Below are 15,908 nucleotides of genomic sequence, written 5' to 3' on the forward strand. Positions count from 1 at the left end.
CTGACGAGAAGCAGGACTACCAGCTAGCGAGGGATGCCACCAAGGGCCTCATGACCATAAGCATGCGGAGCCCACCCTACAAATCCAGCCAGATCTATGAAGGTGACGACACGGTTGACGACAACACGGACGACATCCGCGCACTCAGGCGCCGGGCGCAACGTGTGAATCCCACTGTGGCCCTGATGGTCTCGCACGTCGCCTGTGCCTACGGAGCGGAAGGTCAGGGTCCGCATCCACTCGGGCGCACTTTTCGGAGGCCCCACCAGTCTCTTTAAAGGATCCTCCGTACTTTTCAGTTGGCATCTATCGACCATTGTGGTCGGTAAGGCCGGTCGGAGGGTCGGAGATGGTACGTTGCTGGCCGGCATGCGAGATCCGTAGCATCGTTGGCGTGAGGGATGGGGGAAGTCAAACCGTTCGGACCCTTCGGTGAGGCCCGAGAGGTCTCGTCAGGACCGACGGTGTGTCCGTCGTTGGCCGGAAGATCCGGTCGCCTATCGGGCCTTGGCCGATTACCTGGAAAGGCTGCCCGCAGGCCTGTTGGCGGAGCGGACGACTTCGTCGCTTCTCAACGGCCACGGACTGGATTTCGCGGGTTCGGATCTATCCGGTCTTGACCTGCTCGGCGCAGAGCTCAGTGAGTCCACCATGAACCGGGTGCTGCTGGTCGAAGCCGATCTGTATACCGCTTGGCTCACCAGGGCTCAGCTTTCGGAAGCTGATCTGAGCGGTGCCGATCTTCGAAAGGTTCAGGGGCGTGGCTGCCACGCTCCGCGCGCGAAGTTTCGTGGTGCCGACATGCAACGATCTGACTTCGCTCAGTCCGATTTCCGTAGCGCCGACCTCTGCGGCGCACAGCTGCAACGTGCCTCGTTCTCGGGATCAGATCTACGTGATGGCAATCTTCGGGACTGCGTATTCGGGCGGACAAGACTTTCGGGGGCGCGGATGGCAGGCTGCGCGGTCGACGGTGCCAGCGGTTTGGTGATCGGACCCGTCGACATCGGCATCGGCTCTCCACATCTGCTGGATGGATTGGAGTTGCTGCGTTGGTTCACGTCGAACGGCGCAGTGGATGTCAAGGTTGGTCAACCCGCATAGGCCAATGGATCCTCGTGGTACTCACCCATACGAGTAATCTCCGCTGAAATATATGGAAATCAGTATATGGTGCCGATCCGCAGAAGATTAATGGTAGACAAAGGTCCGGTCCACAACGAATATGCGGCGTAACTGGGGGTACGTGATGGTGTTCATGACGACCGGCGAGACCATTCGCCGGATACGCAAGTCCGCCGGTATGACACAGGCGGAACTCGGTGCGCTCATTCACTTCGCACAGCCAGCCGTCTCCAACCTGGAGCGCGACGGCCCGGCGGTTTACGATGTCCGTGTTCTCCGCCGCGTGGCAAAAGCGCTGCAGGTTCCGCTTTCCATACTTGCGGTGGAGTCCGACCAGGAGGCGGACGCGAATCGACGTCAGTTCTTCAAGACGGGGGCGGTAGGTGCTGATGGCGCCATGGCAGCAGGCCGAGGGCTGTCTCGTGGTGCGGTTGGAAGCGGGCGCATCAAGGTCGGTCGAACAGATGTCGAGCGAATCGTTGACAGTATCAATCAGATTCATGAGTTGCAGTTGATAAGCGGAGGCGACCGGTTGTGCTCCATCACTGCCAACGGAGTGCGGCATGCCGAGCAGTTGTTGGACTCCGGTAGCTACACCGACCAGATCGGCAAGGCGCTGACCAGCGCTGGTGCTGAGATGATGACTGCCGCAGGGTGGGTCCACTATGACGCGGGTCGTTGGGCCGAGGCGCGTCGCTACTACGCCGATGCCGCGCAGGCGGCCACGGCGGCAGGTGATGGCATCGCCGCTGCCCATGCCTGGATCAACGCTTGCTTGCTGTCGCACCGCGAGGGTTCACGGCCGAAGGAAGGTGTCCAGCTGGCGGAGGCCGCCCAACTCGCCGCGCGGCGCAATGGAGGGCCGATGTTGCGTGCACTAGCGGCGATTCGTGAAGCGGAAGCGCGCAGCGTGATCGGTGACCGGACCGCCATGGCGGCGGCTGTGAGTCGCTCGCATCGAGCCTATGAGTCGACAAGGGGACACGACCCGGACTACCTCGCCCACCTGCCCGAAGCTCAGCTCAGTGGCTTGACCGGACTGGCATTTATGCGCCTGGGTGATCACCGGACAGCCGGCACCTACTTGCAATGCGCCGTCAACGGCACTGCGGGTTATCCGCGTGAACTGGCAGCCTGGCAGATTCGCCTAGCACAGAACTCGATTCGATCCGGAGCCATCGCCGATGGCTGCGGCACGTTGACCGCCAACTTCGACAGCCTTCGAGCCGTCGCATCAACCCGGCTTCAAACCGCCCTGGGCAAGATCGTCGACAAGTTGCGGTCGTACTCGTCGGTTCCGGAGGCACGAACATTCTTGGAAAAGTGGATGGCGGACTGATGCTGCCATAGCGCTGCCGCCGCCGGTCGGCTACACCCCGACGTGTGGGTTATTCGTTTTCAGCAATATATTCGGCAACCCGGCTGCGTAGTTTTTCGTATCGAAGGCGGGTACTTTCGTACGAGAGGCAATACGCGCGCGTGGAGTCGTATCCGCCTGGCTTTGCCTTCGGTTTGGTAAATGTGGTCCCCTCGGGAAACTGCCCGCGTGTGAGGTCGATTGCCCGACCATCCACGATATTGAAATAGTGCGACACCGTCTTATTATTGGGCAATAACGCAACGGTGTTCAAAATATCGCCACCGAGATAGTCTTGGACGACGCACGCTGTGACGGCGCATTGACCTTTCGCACGGTCGCCTCCCGTCCAGTCTCGAGCACTGCTCGTATCTTCAGCCCAGGACTCGTACAGCGCGATTGCGAGTGTCTCCAACTTTCCAAGACCCACCAGCCCAACGTACCGCGCACCGGCGCTCGCGAGTGGCACACCAGCGAGAGGGCTTCTCGGCCGATGCCGCAGTGGTGTGCCACTCGTGGTTATTTCCAGGCTGGGAGGGGCGGGAGGGGGCCGGTGAGGTCGGTGCCGGGGCTGCGGCCCAGGAGCCAGGCGGCTAGAGAGGGGGCTGGGCCGGAGATGGTTTGGGTCGGGGAGGGGCCGAGGGGGGTGGTGAAGTCGGTGTCGGTGGCTTGGATGGTGAAGGGGAGGGGCGATTCGGTGGTGAGGCGGGTGAGGTCGGCGGTGGCTTGGGGGAGGATGCGGGAGACGAATGGGGCGGGCCAGTTGGTGGGGGTGTAGCCCGCGTTGAGGTCTACGTGGTGAATTTCGACCTCTTGCAGGCGCATCCACAGGACTTCGGTCGCGGGGATGGGGCGGCCTTGGCGGGTGCGGACCTGTGCGCGCCAAGCGTCGTCGGTGAGTGAGCGGGCCAGGCCGAGGAAACGGGTCGCGGCGGCCTCGTTGTCGGCGAGTTGCTCGGCGAGTGGGCGGGGCGCGCCGGCCTCGATGTCGGCGTCGCGCAGGAAAGCGCTGGCGTATTGCGGGATTTCGACGCCGGTGTGGGCCCACAGCAGGAGATTCACCAAGCTGTCTGCGTTGCGGGCGAGGTGGGCCAAGACGTGGCCGCGAGTCCAGCCGGGCAGGAGGGAGGGTTCGGTGACGGCGTGCTCGTCGAGGCCGCGGATGGTGTCGAGCAGGCGTGCGGTCGCCTCGGCGACGGTGTCGATTTGCACGGGGGTCTGCGAGGCGGTGGTCACGGTTCGACCCTAGCGAGCCAAGGCCCGGTCCGCCGCGAACGACGAGCCGCGCTCGGCTGATTGAGGCCAGTGGAAATCATGCCCTGCGAGCGCATGCCTACAGTCGTTCACCGGTCTGGCCGCCGCTGGATATGGGTTCGGCTCCGGCTGCCCGATGGCATCGCCTCGGAACGTCTTCGTGCCCACAGGGCCTTCAAACGGATTCCGGCAGCGGTGCCGTCGTTCCACTCGGCGGCGGGGTTTCGCCGCACGGGCGGTCCGGCGCGGTGCGGCGGACCGTCCGGTGTGTCTGTCGAGGGGCGACAAAGCGTGGTTCCGGCAGGGGGTGTCATACAGGCATCAGGCGAATCCCGGCCGCAACGCTGTGGCCGTGTTCGACGGCAGGTTTCGCCGAACAGGCGGTTCGGCAAACCATCCCGCCCGCCCGTCGAGGGCGACAAACCGCAAGGACTGAGCTGGCCGGGGTACTACAGCTCGCTTCGCGTGACGATCCGTCCGGTCCGCACGACCGGCTTCCGGTTGATTCCGGACGAACCCACGGCAGCCGGAATTCCTACCCCCCGACGATCGCGTCGGCTTCGATCTCGACCAGCAGTGCCGGGTTGATCAGCGCCTTGATCTCGTACATCGCCGTCGCGGGACGGATGTCGCCGAAGACCTCTGCGTGCGCCTTGGCGACCTCGGGCCAGCGGGCGATGTCGGTGACGAAGATGCGGGTGCGCACCACGTCGGCCAGGCTCGCGCCGGCCTCATCCAGCGCGGAGGCGATGCGTCGCAGGGTTTCCCTGGTCTGCTCGCCGATGTCGTCGCCGCCGACCGCCGTGCCGCCGGGAGCCGACGCTGTGGTGCCGCTGACCGCGATGACATCGCCGAGCCGGACCGCCCGCGAGTAGCCGACGATGTCTTCGAACTCCGAACCCGAGGCGATGTTCACGCGATCACTCATGCGCGACAGCATCGCACGGCGCTCGGCGCGGTCGTTCGGTGGACAGCACAGTGCTGACGGCACCCGGGCGGTAGCCGTGGCGCGACGTGAGTGCGCGCTGTCAGCGAGGGGAACTTCGCGCCGCCGATCGGTCCGGCTGGAGCCCCGCGACAGCGCGGAGGTGATGCTGATCAGCGGCGGCAGCGCGCACGGCGTTCCCGGTACCTGTGGTCTCGCGTGGGCAGATCGTGGTCGAGTGCGCCGATGAAGCGAGCAGGGTCGCGCGCCGCCGATCATCAAGACGACCATCCAGCCGCAGCCCCGCGACAGCGCGGAAGTGCTGCCGAACCGCGGCGTCGGGCGCGCACGGCGTCCGCACTCCGGGGACAGGCGCGGGCAGGTCGGTGGTCATCGCCCGGCCGTGGCTGATGAGACGCGTCATCGCTCTCCGTTCGGTACGACTCCAGAAGGTCGCATCGAAGGCGCTCGCACGGATCGCCGCCTGGCTTCGAATGGTCCCCGTGTGTCGTGCGGGCTCCTTGTGTTCGGCACGCTCGACTGGAAAGCAGGGAGGATCGCGCCACTCGGACGGCGCGTCAGCTGGGTTCCCGTCCCTCCACGATCACCGCCGCGGCCAGCGCGATCAACCACAGCGACATCGCCCCCACCTGGATGCGCTGGGCGATGCCGAGGGCATAGTTGCCTGGCAGATTGTCGGCGACCAGCATCCACACCGTCGCTACCGAGCCGATCACCAGCACGACCAGGCCGAACTCGCGCAGTACCCGCCAGCGCCGGTAGCGGAAGGCGGCGAGGCTGAAAGCGAAGGCGGCGACCGCGATGGACGTCACCGCGAGCGTGCTCGTCAGCGCGTGTGGCTGATGCAGTTGCGGGAAAAGTTCGCTCGGACCGCCGCACCCGCTCTCACCAGGGACGCAGTCGTGCAGCGGCAGCAGGACGTCGGCGACGGTCGCCGCGCCGAAGCACAACAGCGCGATCCAGCCGACGTCGGTCAGCCTGCGGCGTGGGAACAGCAGCAGCCCGGCGAGGGCCGCGGGCACGAGCGCCACGCCGACGATCAGATCGGCGGTCGCGAACACCTCCCGGTACGGCTTGCCCTCCGCGTCCAATTCGCTGAGGAACGTATCGACCGGGTCGAGGTCGATGCTCAACACGAATTGCAGCACCCAGGACGAGTAGCAGAGCCCAGCGATCGCGATCGCCGCGGCGACCAGCACCGTCGCCGGCCGCAGGCGCCGAACGGAGATCTTCGGGCCACTCGTCACGCCTTCATTCTGCTGGTCGCCCGAGCGCGCCGGACAGCGGCGGGCCGCACACGTCATTACCATCCGGCACACAGGGTCTTGTCAGCTTCGCCCGCCACGCTGGTCGACAGCTGCAACTCGAGGAGGTCCCCATGCTCGGTTTCGCGACTGCCGCCGCCGGAATCGCCGTCATGACGGTGATGGTGGTGTCCGGTTATCTGGCCGCGCACGCTCCGCGTTCACTGGTGCGGGTGCGTCACCGCTGACAGCTCGGCCTGCACGCGGTCGGCCGCACGCACGGGATCCTCGTGCTCCCAGACGCGGACCACGCGCCACCCGGCGGCGATGAGCGCCGCGTCGGTGGCGCGGTCCCTGGCCACGTTGCCCGCCAGTTTGGCCGCCCACCATTCGGCGTTGTTCTTCGGATCGGTGGCGTGCTGCGGGCAGCGGTGCCAGAAGCACCCGTCCACGTAGACCGCCACGCGCCTGCGCGGGAACACCAGGTCGGCGCGCCTGCGCTGGCCCCGGATCGGTGCGCGGTCGACGAAATAGCGCAGTCCGCGCCGGTGCAGTTCCCGGCGCAGAGCCAGCTCAGGATCGGTTCCGGTGCGCCGCTGGCGCGACATCCGCGCGCTGGTGGCCGCGTCGGTCTCCGGCCTGCCGCTCATGCCGCCCATCCACCCATGCGATCGAGATGGCTTTCCACGTCGGCCAGGAAGCCGGGCGGGAAACGCAGACTGCCCATGGTGGTGCGGCGCAGGAATCCGGCCGTCGCGCGGGCGGACAGCAGCTGCGCGTCGGTGAGGAAGTGGGCCAGATCCTCATACGGCTCGTGCACCGGCCAGGTGGAGACCGGCACCCGGTAGGCGGCGCCGTTGTGGCCCCACGCGGCGACCGGCCACGGGGTACCCGGCGCCAGGGGTTGATCGCCGGAGACCGGTTCGAGCGGCGCGGCCAGCCGCGACCCGACCCAGGCCGCCATCCGCACGCTCACCGCGTTGCCGACCAGTTTCCAGCGGTGGCCTTTCCTGATGCCTGGCATCTCGGTCGCGGGCGCCGTCCAGCCCGCGTCGAAACCTTGCAGACGTTCGGCGTCGGCGATGCCGGGCGTGACGATCTCCCCGGACGGCAGCCGCACCGCGGGCGGGCTGGCGATGCCGAGCGCGGAGCCGCCTTTCAGCGTCGGCACCGCGTTCACCGCCCAGCCCAGTCCACGCACTCCCTCGGTCCAGTAGAAGCCGCACGGATCGATCTCGGGGTCGCCGATCGCGCGTGGCCCGGCGTCCTCGCCGAACAGCACCCCGCGCGGGTCCTCGGTGCGGGAAGCCAGCATCAGCACCCGCTGCCTGCGCTGCGGCAGGCCGAACGCGCGGGCGTCCACCACGCGGTAGGCCCAGGTGTAGCCGAGGTCGTCGAGCGCGCTCGTGATGTGCCGCATGGCCGCGCCGCGGCCGAGTTGCAGCATGAACGGCACGTTCTCGATCAACAGCCAGCGCGGGCCCCGCTTGCGGCGGACCAGCCGGAACACCTCGTCGACCAGACCCGAACGCGTGCCGGTGATGCCGGCGGTGCGCCCGGCCTGGGAGAGGTCCTGGCACGGGAATCCCGCCGCGACCAGCTCCGTTCCCGCCGGAATCGCGCGCAGCCGGGTGATGTCGGCGTGCAGCGGCACGTCGGGGAAACGGGCGGCGAGCACGCCTTGGGCCCCCGGCTCGATCTCGCACAACAGCTCGGTGTGCCAGCCGTGCCTGCCGAGGCCGAGCTCGAGCCCGCCGATCCCGGCGAACAGCCCGACCATCCGCGCGCCCGTCAACGCCCTTCCCTTTCTCGCGTCCACACCGGACGCCGCCCGCGCGCCCCGTGCCCGGGGAGCAGGTTACTCGAGTCGTCCGAGGCGATCCCCGAACAACGCGACCATCGCCCCCCGCACCTGGTACGGTCCGCGTGTCACGCCGTGCGATCGATGCGCTTTTCCAATAATGCACAAGGGTGGTCGCACCGGGACGTGATGACCGGCTGATCCGCCTGCGCTCCAGTGCCATCCGTGCGGGCCGCCCACGATCCTGGTGGCGCGCTCGCAGTGCTTTTGCTCGACGAAGTTCCAGAGCGACGCTAGGGAAAGTGAGCGAAACATGCAGATGCCTTCCACCAGAAACGGACAGTTCCCCTCGGTCGTGGTCACCAGCCTCGCGGCGACCACGGCGATCGCGGGTGACGTGGATTCCACGTGGAAAGGCTTGCTCAACGGCGACAGCGGTATCGACGTACTGGAGGACGATTTCATCGAGACGTTCGAGCTGCCGGTCCGCATCGGCGGGCATCTGAAGGTCCCGCCCGCCGTGTATCTGGACGCGGTGGAGGCCCATCGGCTCTCCTACGTGGAACAGCTGGCCGTCGTGCTCGGGCGTGAGGTCTGGCGCAACGCGGGCAGCCCCGAGGTGGACAAGTGCCGTCTCGGGGTGTCCATCGGCACCGGGCTCGGCGGCGCGGAGGCGATCGTGCACGCCAGGGACAAGCTGCACAACGGGGGTTATCGCAAGGTGTCGCCGTACACGGTGCAGGCCGTGATGCCGAACGGCGCGGCGGCCTGCGTCGCGCTGGAGCTCGGCGCGCGGGCCGGGGTGTCGACGCCGGTGTCGGCCTGTTCCTCGGGCGCGGAGGCGATCGCCAACGCGTGGCGGACGATCGTCATGGGCGACGCCGACATGATGGTCACCGGCGGCGTCGAGGGTTCCATCCAGGCCCTCGCGATCGCGGCGTTCACCATGATGCGGGCCATGAGCACCCGCAACGACGAGCCGAAGAGCGCGTCGCGTCCGTTCGACGCCGACCGCGACGGCTTCGTCTTCGGCGAGGCGGGCGCGCTGATGGTGCTGGAGACCGAGGAGCACGCCAAAGCGCGCGGCGCGACCATCCACGCCAGGCTGATGGGCGCGGGCGTCACCTCCGACGGCTTCCACTTGGTCGCGCCGGATCCCGGTGGCGCCGGCGCCGCGCGGGCGATGACCCGGGCGATGCGGACCGCCGGGCTGGCCAAGACCGATGTCACGCACGTCAACGCGCACGCGACCGCCACTCCGATCGGTGACACGGCGGAGGCGCGCGCGATCGGCGCTGCCGTGGGTACGCACGCGTCGGTCTACGCCCCGAAATCGGCTCTGGGTCATTCCATCGGCGCGGTCGGCGCGCTCGAATCGGTGCTCACGGTGCTCACCGTGCGAGACGAAATCGTGCCCGCGACACTGAATTTGGATAACCAGGATCCCGAGATCGATCTGGATGTGGTGCACGGCAGCCCGCGGCAAGGCCGTATCGATTACGCGTTGAACAATTCGTTCGGATTCGGCGGGCACAATGTCGCGCTCGCCTTCGGCCGGTACTGACCGCCAGGTGGCCGGGACACCTGCTAGCCTTCCCGACGCTTCGTTATCGACCTGTGTTCGGTGTCATTGCACGGCCGGAGTGTCTGTGCGCTGGAAAAGGATAAGGCGATGATCGACGAAACCTTCGACGACTATCTGGACGATCAGGGCAATATCGAAATTCCCGGGGACAAGACCCTGATCGACTTCGTCGACAAGCACAGCGTGGAGAACGGCGACGACCTCGCCTACCGCTTCATCGACTACTCCCGGGAGCGGGACGGCGAATACCACGAACTGACCTGGCGGCAGTTCGGCGTGCGTCTGCGTGCGGTGGCGGCCCGGCTGCAACAGGTCACACGGCCGGGTGACCGGGTGGCGATTCTCGCGCCCCAAGGACTCGACTACGTCGTTTCGCTGTTCGCGGCGGTGTACGCGGGCAACATCGCGGTTCCGCTGTTCGATCCGGAGGAGCACGGGCACACCGATCGGCTGCACGCGGTGCTCGGCGACTGCAAGCCCGCGGTGATCCTCACGGTGGGTTCGGCGGCGGGCGGGGTGCGGAAATTCTTCCGGCACCTGCCACCGCAGGAGCGTCCGCGCATCATCGCGGTGGAGGCGATCCCGGACGGTGTCGGCGCATCCTGGGTGCGCCCGGACATCAACATCGACAGCATCGCCTATCTGCAGTACACCTCGGGTTCCACCCGGACCCCCGCCGGCGTGGCGATCACCCACCGCGCGGTGGGCACGAATCTTCTGCAGATGATCGACGCGATCGGCGTCACCGAGAATTCGCGCGGGGTCACCTGGCTGCCGTTGTTCCACGACATGGGTCTGCTGGCCGTGATCCTGCCGACCGTCGGCGGCGGATTCATCACCATCATGTCGCCGAGCGCGTTCGTGCGCCGTCCCTATCGCTGGATCAAGGAACTGGCCGCCGCCTCGGACGGCGCGGGCACTTTCGCCGCCGCACCCAATTTCGCGTTCGAGCACGCGGCGGCGCGCGGCAAGCCGAAGCCGGGCGAGGAATTGGACCTGTCGAATGTGATCGGGCTGATCAACGGCAGCGAGCCGGTGTCGGTGTCGTCGATGAAGAAGTTCAACGAGGCGTTCGCGCCGTACGGCTTGCCGGAGACGGCGATCAAGCCGTGCTACGGGATGGCAGAGGCGACGGTGTTCGTCTCCGCCACCAGGGCCCAGGACAAGGCGAAAGTCGTTCATGTCGACCGGGCCGAGCTGAACGCGGGGCGCATGGTTCAGGTCGCCGCGGACGCCGACAACGCGATCGCGCAGGTTTCCTGCGGATACGTCGCGCGATCGCAGTGGGCGGTGATCGTGGACCCCGAACACGGCACCGAGCGGCGCGACGGCGAGGTCGGCGAGATCTGGTTGCACGGCGAGAACATGGGCATCGGATATTGGGGCCGTGCCGAGGAGACCGAGGCCACCTTCCGCGCCCACCTGACCGCTCGATTGCCCGAGGGCAGCCACGCGGAGGGCACGCCGCCGGATGCCCACTGGATGCGCACCGGTGACTTCGGCGCGTATCTCGACGGCGAGCTGTACATCACCGGACGGGTGAAGGACCTGGTCATCGTCGACGGCCGCAATCACTATCCGCAGGATCTGGAGTTCTCGGCCCAGGAATCGAGCACGGCGCTGCGTCCCGGCTTCGTCGCGGCGTTCTCGGTGCCGGCCAACGAACTGCCCGCACTGGTCTTCGAGCGGGGCAGCCGCTCCGGGCTGACGTTCGACGCCGAGGACACCTCCGAGCAGTTGGTAATCGTCGCGGAGCGCAATGCCCGCGCGGGCAAGCTGGAGCCGCAGCCGATCGCCGACGCGGTGCGCGCGGCGATCTCCCAGCGCCACGGCGTCACGGTTCGCGACGTGCTGTTGGTGCCCGCGGGGTCGATCCCGCGCACATCCAGCGGCAAGATCGCCCGTCGCGCCTGCCGTGCGGCCTATCTGGAGGGCACGCTGCGCGGCGGCCACCAGCAACAGGCTTTCCCGGACGCGCCGCAGGAGTGGGAGGAAGAGACCGCGGGCGTCGGTTAGAGCCTGGTCTCGGTCTCGTACTCGAATTCCCGCACCTCGGCGCCCACGATCTGGGTGTCGAGGTCGCCGGAGGTGCCCGTGCCGCGGAAGCGTTCCACCGCGGCACGGGTCGTCCAGCGCTCGTAGACGTTGACCCGATCGGGTTCGAGCAGGTCCGCGCCCAGGCTGAAGTCGAGGCAGTCTTCACAGGCGCGGGCGAGCGCCACGACTTCCCGGCAGCGGTCGAGGTAGCGGTCGCGATCGGTGACGCGCAGGTATCCGGCGACGATCAGCATGTCCGGAGTCTAGATCCGCGCGGCTTGACCTCGAGTCCGCTAGAGGTTGTGGACTGGGCTGATGGGTGCCGCATCCGTCGCAGCGACGAGCCGTGATGCCCGGCGGTCGCCGGAAAATCGGTTGGTCGGCGCGCGTTGCGGTGCGACCCTGAGATGTCGGACCCCGCTGCGAACATCACCGTGGGTCCCGTTCTCCGCCGCCAGCAACCAGAGGGGGAGTCTTGTCTGTCACAGTGGACGTGTCGTCGGCCGAATCGGAGGCCGATATATCGGAGCGGCCCGCCGCCACGGGCCGCTTGCATTCCCTGCGCCGATTTTGGCCGTACCTGCGTCCGCACGTCCGCATTCTGCTCGCCGCGAGCGGGCTGGCGCTGCTGTCCGGCCTGACGGCCGTCGTCATTCCGCTGATGATCGCGCGGATCATCGACGGTCCGATAGCCCGCCGCGATCTCGCGGGAGCGCTCGGGCCGGTGGCCGTGGTCCTGGCGCTGGGCCTGGTGGAGGCCGGTGGCGTGTGGGGACGCCGCTGGCTGATCGCCGCACCCGCGACGCGTATCGAGATCACACTGCGCGCCAAAATCTTTCGCAAGCTGCAGGCGTTGTCGATCGGCAGGCACGACGCGTGGGAGTCGGGCCAGTTGCTGTCCCGCGCGATCGACGACCTGGCCACCATGCGCCGGTTCGTCGCCTTCGCGGGGCCGTTCCTGCTGATCCACTGCGTGATCATCCCGATCGGCCTGCTCGTGCTGATCGGGCTGAGCCCGCAGATCGGCCTGATCTTCGCGGTGATCGCCATTCCGCTGGTGTTCATCTGCATTCGTTTCGAGCGCCGGTACGCGGTGGCGTCGCGGCGTTCGCAGGACCAGTCCGGAGACCTGGCCACCACGGCCGAGGAGTCCGCGCAGGGCGTGCGGGTGCTCAAGGCGTTCGGTCGGGGCGTGTTCTTCGGCCGCCGCTTCACCGCGCAGGCGCAGCAGCTGCGGCAGACCGAGCTGCTGAAAGCGCGCTTGGACGCGACGTTGTGGTCGAGCATGTTGAGCATCCCGCAACTGGCGATCGCGTTCGCGCTCGGCTACGGCGGTTACGCGGTGGCGCACGGCACGATGACGCTCGGCACGTTGATCGCGGCCATCACGCTCGCGACCTTCCTGCAGTGGCCGATCATCTGGACCGGCTTCCTGCTCGCGGAGCTGAACGACGCGCGCACCGCGGCCGACCGGTACTGGGAGATCATCGACACCCCCGTCGACATCACCGATCCGGCCGAGCCGGTGCTCCTGCCGGACCGCATCCGCGGCGAATTACGGCTGGAGCAGGTGAGTTTCGCGTTCCCCGACGCCGAGCACGAGGTGCTGCGCGAAGTGTCGTTGCGGGTGCGCCCCGGTGAGACGGTGGCGCTGGTCGGCGCGACGGGCAGCGGCAAGACCGCACTGCTCAACCTGATCCCGCGCTTGTACGACGTGACCGGCGGCGCGATCACCATCGACGGCATCGACATCGCGGCGATGCGGCTCGCCGACCTGCGGTCGCTGGTGTCGGTCGCGTTCGAGGACCCGGTGTTGTTCTCGGCGAGTGTGCGGGAGAACGTCGCGCTCGGCGACCCGTCCGCCACCGACGCAGATGTGCGCCGCGCACTCGAGGTCGCGCAGGCCACCGAGTTCGTCGACGACCTGCCGTGGGGTTTGGACACCAGGATCGGCGAACAGGGTCTGAGCTTGTCCGGCGGCCAGCGGCAGCGACTCGCGCTGGCCCGCGCGGTGCTCACCGGCGCGGGCGAAGGCAGGCGCAGCCGGATCATGGTGCTCGACGACCCGCTGTCCGCGCTCGACGTGGAGACCGAGGAGCGGGTGCAGGAACGCCTGCGCACCGTGCTGGCCGACGCGACGACGCTGCTGGTCGCGCACCGTCCGTCCACGGCCGCGCTGGCCGACCGGGTGGCGGTGCTCGCCGACGGACGGATCGTCGCGGAGGGCACCCACGATCAACTGCTGCGCACCAGCAGGACCTACCGCGAACTGATGGGAGGTGAGTAGCTGTGAGCACCACGACCATTACCTCGAAAGACGAAGCGCAGGAGGGTGATTCGACCCTCCCGGAAGCCGCGGCCGACTGGCGCGGCATCGCGGGCGAGGACAAGGAGGTCACCGAGACCGGCAACTTGGTGCTGGCCGGACGTTCCCGGCGGCTGCTGCTCGACCTGGTCAAGCCCTACCGGAAACTCACCGGCCTCGCGCTGGCGCTCATCGTGCTGGACAACGTCGCGAAGGTGTCCGCGCCGCTGTTCGTCGCGCACGCGCTGGACGCCGGCATCGCACGCGGGATCGCGGGCGACTGGGCGCCGCTGACCAGGACCGTGGCCGGATACGTCGGCTCGATCCTGCTCGGCCTGATCTGCACGTACACGTTCCTGCGGGTGACCGGCAGGCTCAGCCAGAGCGTGTTGTTCGACCTGCGCGTGCGCGCGTTCACGCACGTGCAGCGGCTCAGCGTCGCGTTCCACGAGAAGTACACCTCGGGCAAGGTGGTGGCGCGGCTCACCGGCGACATCGAGACGTTGCAGGAATTGCTGGAGAGCGCGCTCAACCAGGCGCTGAGCGCGATCCTGTCGGTGCTGACCATCGCGGCGCTGCTGATCTACCTGGACCAGGTGCTGGCCGCGATCGTGCTGGCCGGGTTCGTCCCGCTGGTGCTGGTCACCCGCTGGGCCCAGCGCAGGCAGCGGGCGGGCTACCGGCGCACGCGCGCCGCGATCGCCAAGGTGGTCGTGCAGTTCGTCGAGTCGATGGGCGGCATGCGGGCGGTGCAGGCGTTCCGCCGAGAGCAGCGCAACGAGTCGGTGCTCGCGGTCGAGGACTCCGAATACCGCCGCGCGACCATCGCGGCCATGCGCGGGATGGGCGACTACTCGGGCCTGACCAAACTGCTCGGCAACCTGACCACGGTGATCATCATCGTGGTCGGCGCCTGGCGGGTGATCGAGGGTGACCTCGCGGTCGGCGTGCTCGCGGCCTACCTGCTGTACCTCAACGAGTTCTACGGGCCGTTGGACGAACTGGCGCAGGTCTTCAACGCCTACCAGTCCGCTGCGGCCGCGCTGGAGAAGATCTCCGGCGTGCTCGAGGAGGAGCCGTCGGTGCCGGAGCCGGCGCGACCGGTCGCGCTGGAGAAGGCGACCGGCGCGGTGCGGATGGAGAAGGTGTGGTTCGGCTACTCGGCCGACAGCGGCGGCGCATCGGCGAAGTCGGATGGTGCCCAGCTGGAGGACGGCGGCCGTCATGCCGGTGCGGTGAGTGATTCGGCGGTCCGACCGGATGGGACGTCGGAGGTGCGAAGCCCGGCCGAGGCCGACGCCGCGACCGGTGACGGGTCGGGCGGCCTGTCGGATGTGCGTAGCCCGGCTGACGCCCCGACCGACAAGCCGCTTGCCGCTTCGCATGCCTTGCCCGGTGCGTCCACGGGTGTGGCCGAGCGCTCCACGAGCAGCGCCGTCGCGGCGGAACCGGCCGCGCCTGCCGACGCCCTGCCGATACAGTCCGCGGACTCGCCAGTGCGGTCGGATCGCCGGACGCGACCGGTGCTGCCGGAGTTCACCCTGGACATCCCGGCCGGGCAGGTCATCGCGCTGGTCGGTGCGACCGGCGCGGGCAAGTCGACGCTGGCGAAGCTGCTGACCCGGTTCTACGACCCGTCCGGCGGCGTGGTGACCTTGGACGGCATCGACCTGCGCGAACTCTCCGACGCCGACCTGCGCCGCAACGTGGTGATGGTCACCCAGGAGTCCTACCTGTTCTCCGGTTCGGTGGCCGACAACATCCGGCTGGGCAGGCCGGAAGCCACCGACGCGGAGGTGTTCGCGGCGGCGCGCGCGGTGGGTCTGTACGACTTCGTGCAGGCGTTGCCCGAGGGTTTCGCCACCGACGTGCGCAAGCGCGGCGGCAGGCTCTCGGCCGGGCAGCGGCAGCTGGTCGCGTTCGCGCGGGTGTTCCTGGCCGACCCGGCCGTGATCGTGCTGGACGAGGCGACCTCGAGCTTGGACATCCCCAGCGAACGGCTGGTGCAGCGGGCGCTGGAGACCGTGTTGCACGGGCGCACGGCGGTGATCATCGCGCACCGGCTGTCCACGGTGGCGATCGCCGATCGGGTGCTGGTGCTCGAGTCCGGCCGGATCGTCGAGGACGGCGCGCCGGATGCCCTGATCGCAGGGACCGGCCGGTTCGCCGACCTGCACGCGGCGTGGCGGGAGTCGCTCGTGTGATGAGCGGTGGGTTCTACGGGCCGGAGGTGGATGTCGCTTACGGTAGATAC

General features: G+C 68.0%; 13 protein-coding genes. 6 read left to right on the top strand and 7 right to left on the bottom strand.

Annotated elements, in window-relative coordinates; genetic code table 11:
• The first annotated feature begins 507 nt into the window (after positions 1-507).
• Both ACWDMM_RS10715 and ACWDMM_RS10720 read left to right on the top strand, forming a co-directional pair.
• The gene (locus tag ACWDMM_RS10715) at positions 508-1,104 is read left to right on the top strand and encodes a pentapeptide repeat-containing protein (protein ID WP_357108704.1); all 597 of its coding nucleotides are present in this window, start codon (positions 508-510) and stop codon (positions 1,102-1,104) included.
• Between the two features lie 154 nt (positions 1,105-1,258).
• Positions 1,259-2,464 carry a helix-turn-helix domain-containing protein gene (locus ACWDMM_RS10720; RefSeq protein ID WP_449937063.1) on the top strand — a complete coding sequence of 402 codons (1,206 nt, stop codon included), beginning with the start codon at positions 1,259-1,261 and terminating at the stop codon, positions 2,462-2,464.
• A 49-nt stretch (positions 2,465-2,513) separates the two neighbouring features.
• On the opposite strand, the gene ACWDMM_RS10725 is transcribed toward ACWDMM_RS10720, so the two are convergent.
• The 6 genes from ACWDMM_RS10725 to ACWDMM_RS10750 form a co-directional block, all read right to left on the bottom strand.
• Complete coding sequence (locus tag ACWDMM_RS10725) at positions 2,514-2,912, bottom strand: YunG family protein (protein ID WP_449937066.1); 399 nt, start codon at positions 2,910-2,912, stop codon at positions 2,514-2,516.
• Positions 2,913-3,001: 89 nt separating this feature from the next.
• Entirely contained in the window at positions 3,002-3,718 is a 717-nt protein-coding gene (locus tag ACWDMM_RS10730) for a maleylpyruvate isomerase family mycothiol-dependent enzyme (RefSeq protein ID WP_357108694.1), read from the bottom strand.
• A gap of 553 nt (positions 3,719-4,271) precedes the next feature.
• On the bottom strand, positions 4,272-4,664 hold the full coding sequence (locus ACWDMM_RS10735) for a RidA family protein (RefSeq protein ID WP_449937069.1): 393 nt from the start codon (positions 4,662-4,664) through the stop codon (positions 4,272-4,274).
• Between the two features lie 575 nt (positions 4,665-5,239).
• On the bottom strand, positions 5,240-5,929 hold the full coding sequence (locus ACWDMM_RS10740) for a DUF998 domain-containing protein (RefSeq protein ID WP_449937071.1): 690 nt from the start codon (positions 5,927-5,929) through the stop codon (positions 5,240-5,242).
• A gap of 218 nt (positions 5,930-6,147) precedes the next feature.
• Positions 6,148-6,576, bottom strand: a complete 429-nt coding sequence (locus ACWDMM_RS10745) for a very short patch repair endonuclease (RefSeq protein ID WP_195079745.1) — start codon at positions 6,574-6,576, stop codon at positions 6,148-6,150.
• On the bottom strand, positions 6,573-7,706 hold the full coding sequence (locus tag ACWDMM_RS10750) for a DNA cytosine methyltransferase (protein WP_195079898.1): 1,134 nt from the start codon (positions 7,704-7,706) through the stop codon (positions 6,573-6,575). Before ACWDMM_RS10750 ends, ACWDMM_RS10745 begins: the two co-directional genes overlap by 4 nt.
• 334 nt (positions 7,707-8,040) lie before the next feature.
• On the opposite strand from ACWDMM_RS10750, the gene ACWDMM_RS10755 reads away from it, so the two are divergent.
• Positions 8,041-9,291, top strand: a complete 1,251-nt coding sequence (locus tag ACWDMM_RS10755; RefSeq protein WP_195079746.1) for a KasA/KasB family beta-ketoacyl-ACP synthase — start codon at positions 8,041-8,043, stop codon at positions 9,289-9,291.
• Between the two features lie 108 nt (positions 9,292-9,399).
• Entirely contained in the window at positions 9,400-11,328 is a 1,929-nt protein-coding gene (gene fadD32 / locus ACWDMM_RS10760; protein ID WP_195079747.1) for a long-chain-fatty-acid--AMP ligase FadD32, read from the top strand.
• Here fadD32 and ACWDMM_RS10765 read toward each other — a convergent pair.
• Complete coding sequence (locus tag ACWDMM_RS10765) at positions 11,325-11,603, bottom strand: putative quinol monooxygenase (protein WP_449937074.1); 279 nt, start codon at positions 11,601-11,603, stop codon at positions 11,325-11,327. The two genes, fadD32 and ACWDMM_RS10765, sit on opposite strands and share 4 nt — an antisense overlap.
• 221 nt (positions 11,604-11,824) lie before the next feature.
• On the opposite strand from ACWDMM_RS10765, the gene ACWDMM_RS10770 reads away from it, so the two are divergent.
• Positions 11,825-13,636 (top strand): ABC transporter ATP-binding protein, encoded by a 1,812-nt coding sequence (locus ACWDMM_RS10770; RefSeq protein WP_357207052.1) that lies wholly within the window; start codon positions 11,825-11,827, stop codon positions 13,634-13,636.
• Positions 13,637-13,638: 2 nt separating this feature from the next.
• On the top strand, positions 13,639-15,858 hold the full coding sequence (locus tag ACWDMM_RS10775; protein ID WP_449937077.1) for an ABC transporter ATP-binding protein: 2,220 nt from the start codon (positions 13,639-13,641) through the stop codon (positions 15,856-15,858).
• The last annotated feature ends 50 nt before the right edge of the window (positions 15,859-15,908 follow it).

This window comes from Nocardia sp. NPDC003726, from assembly GCF_053586955.1.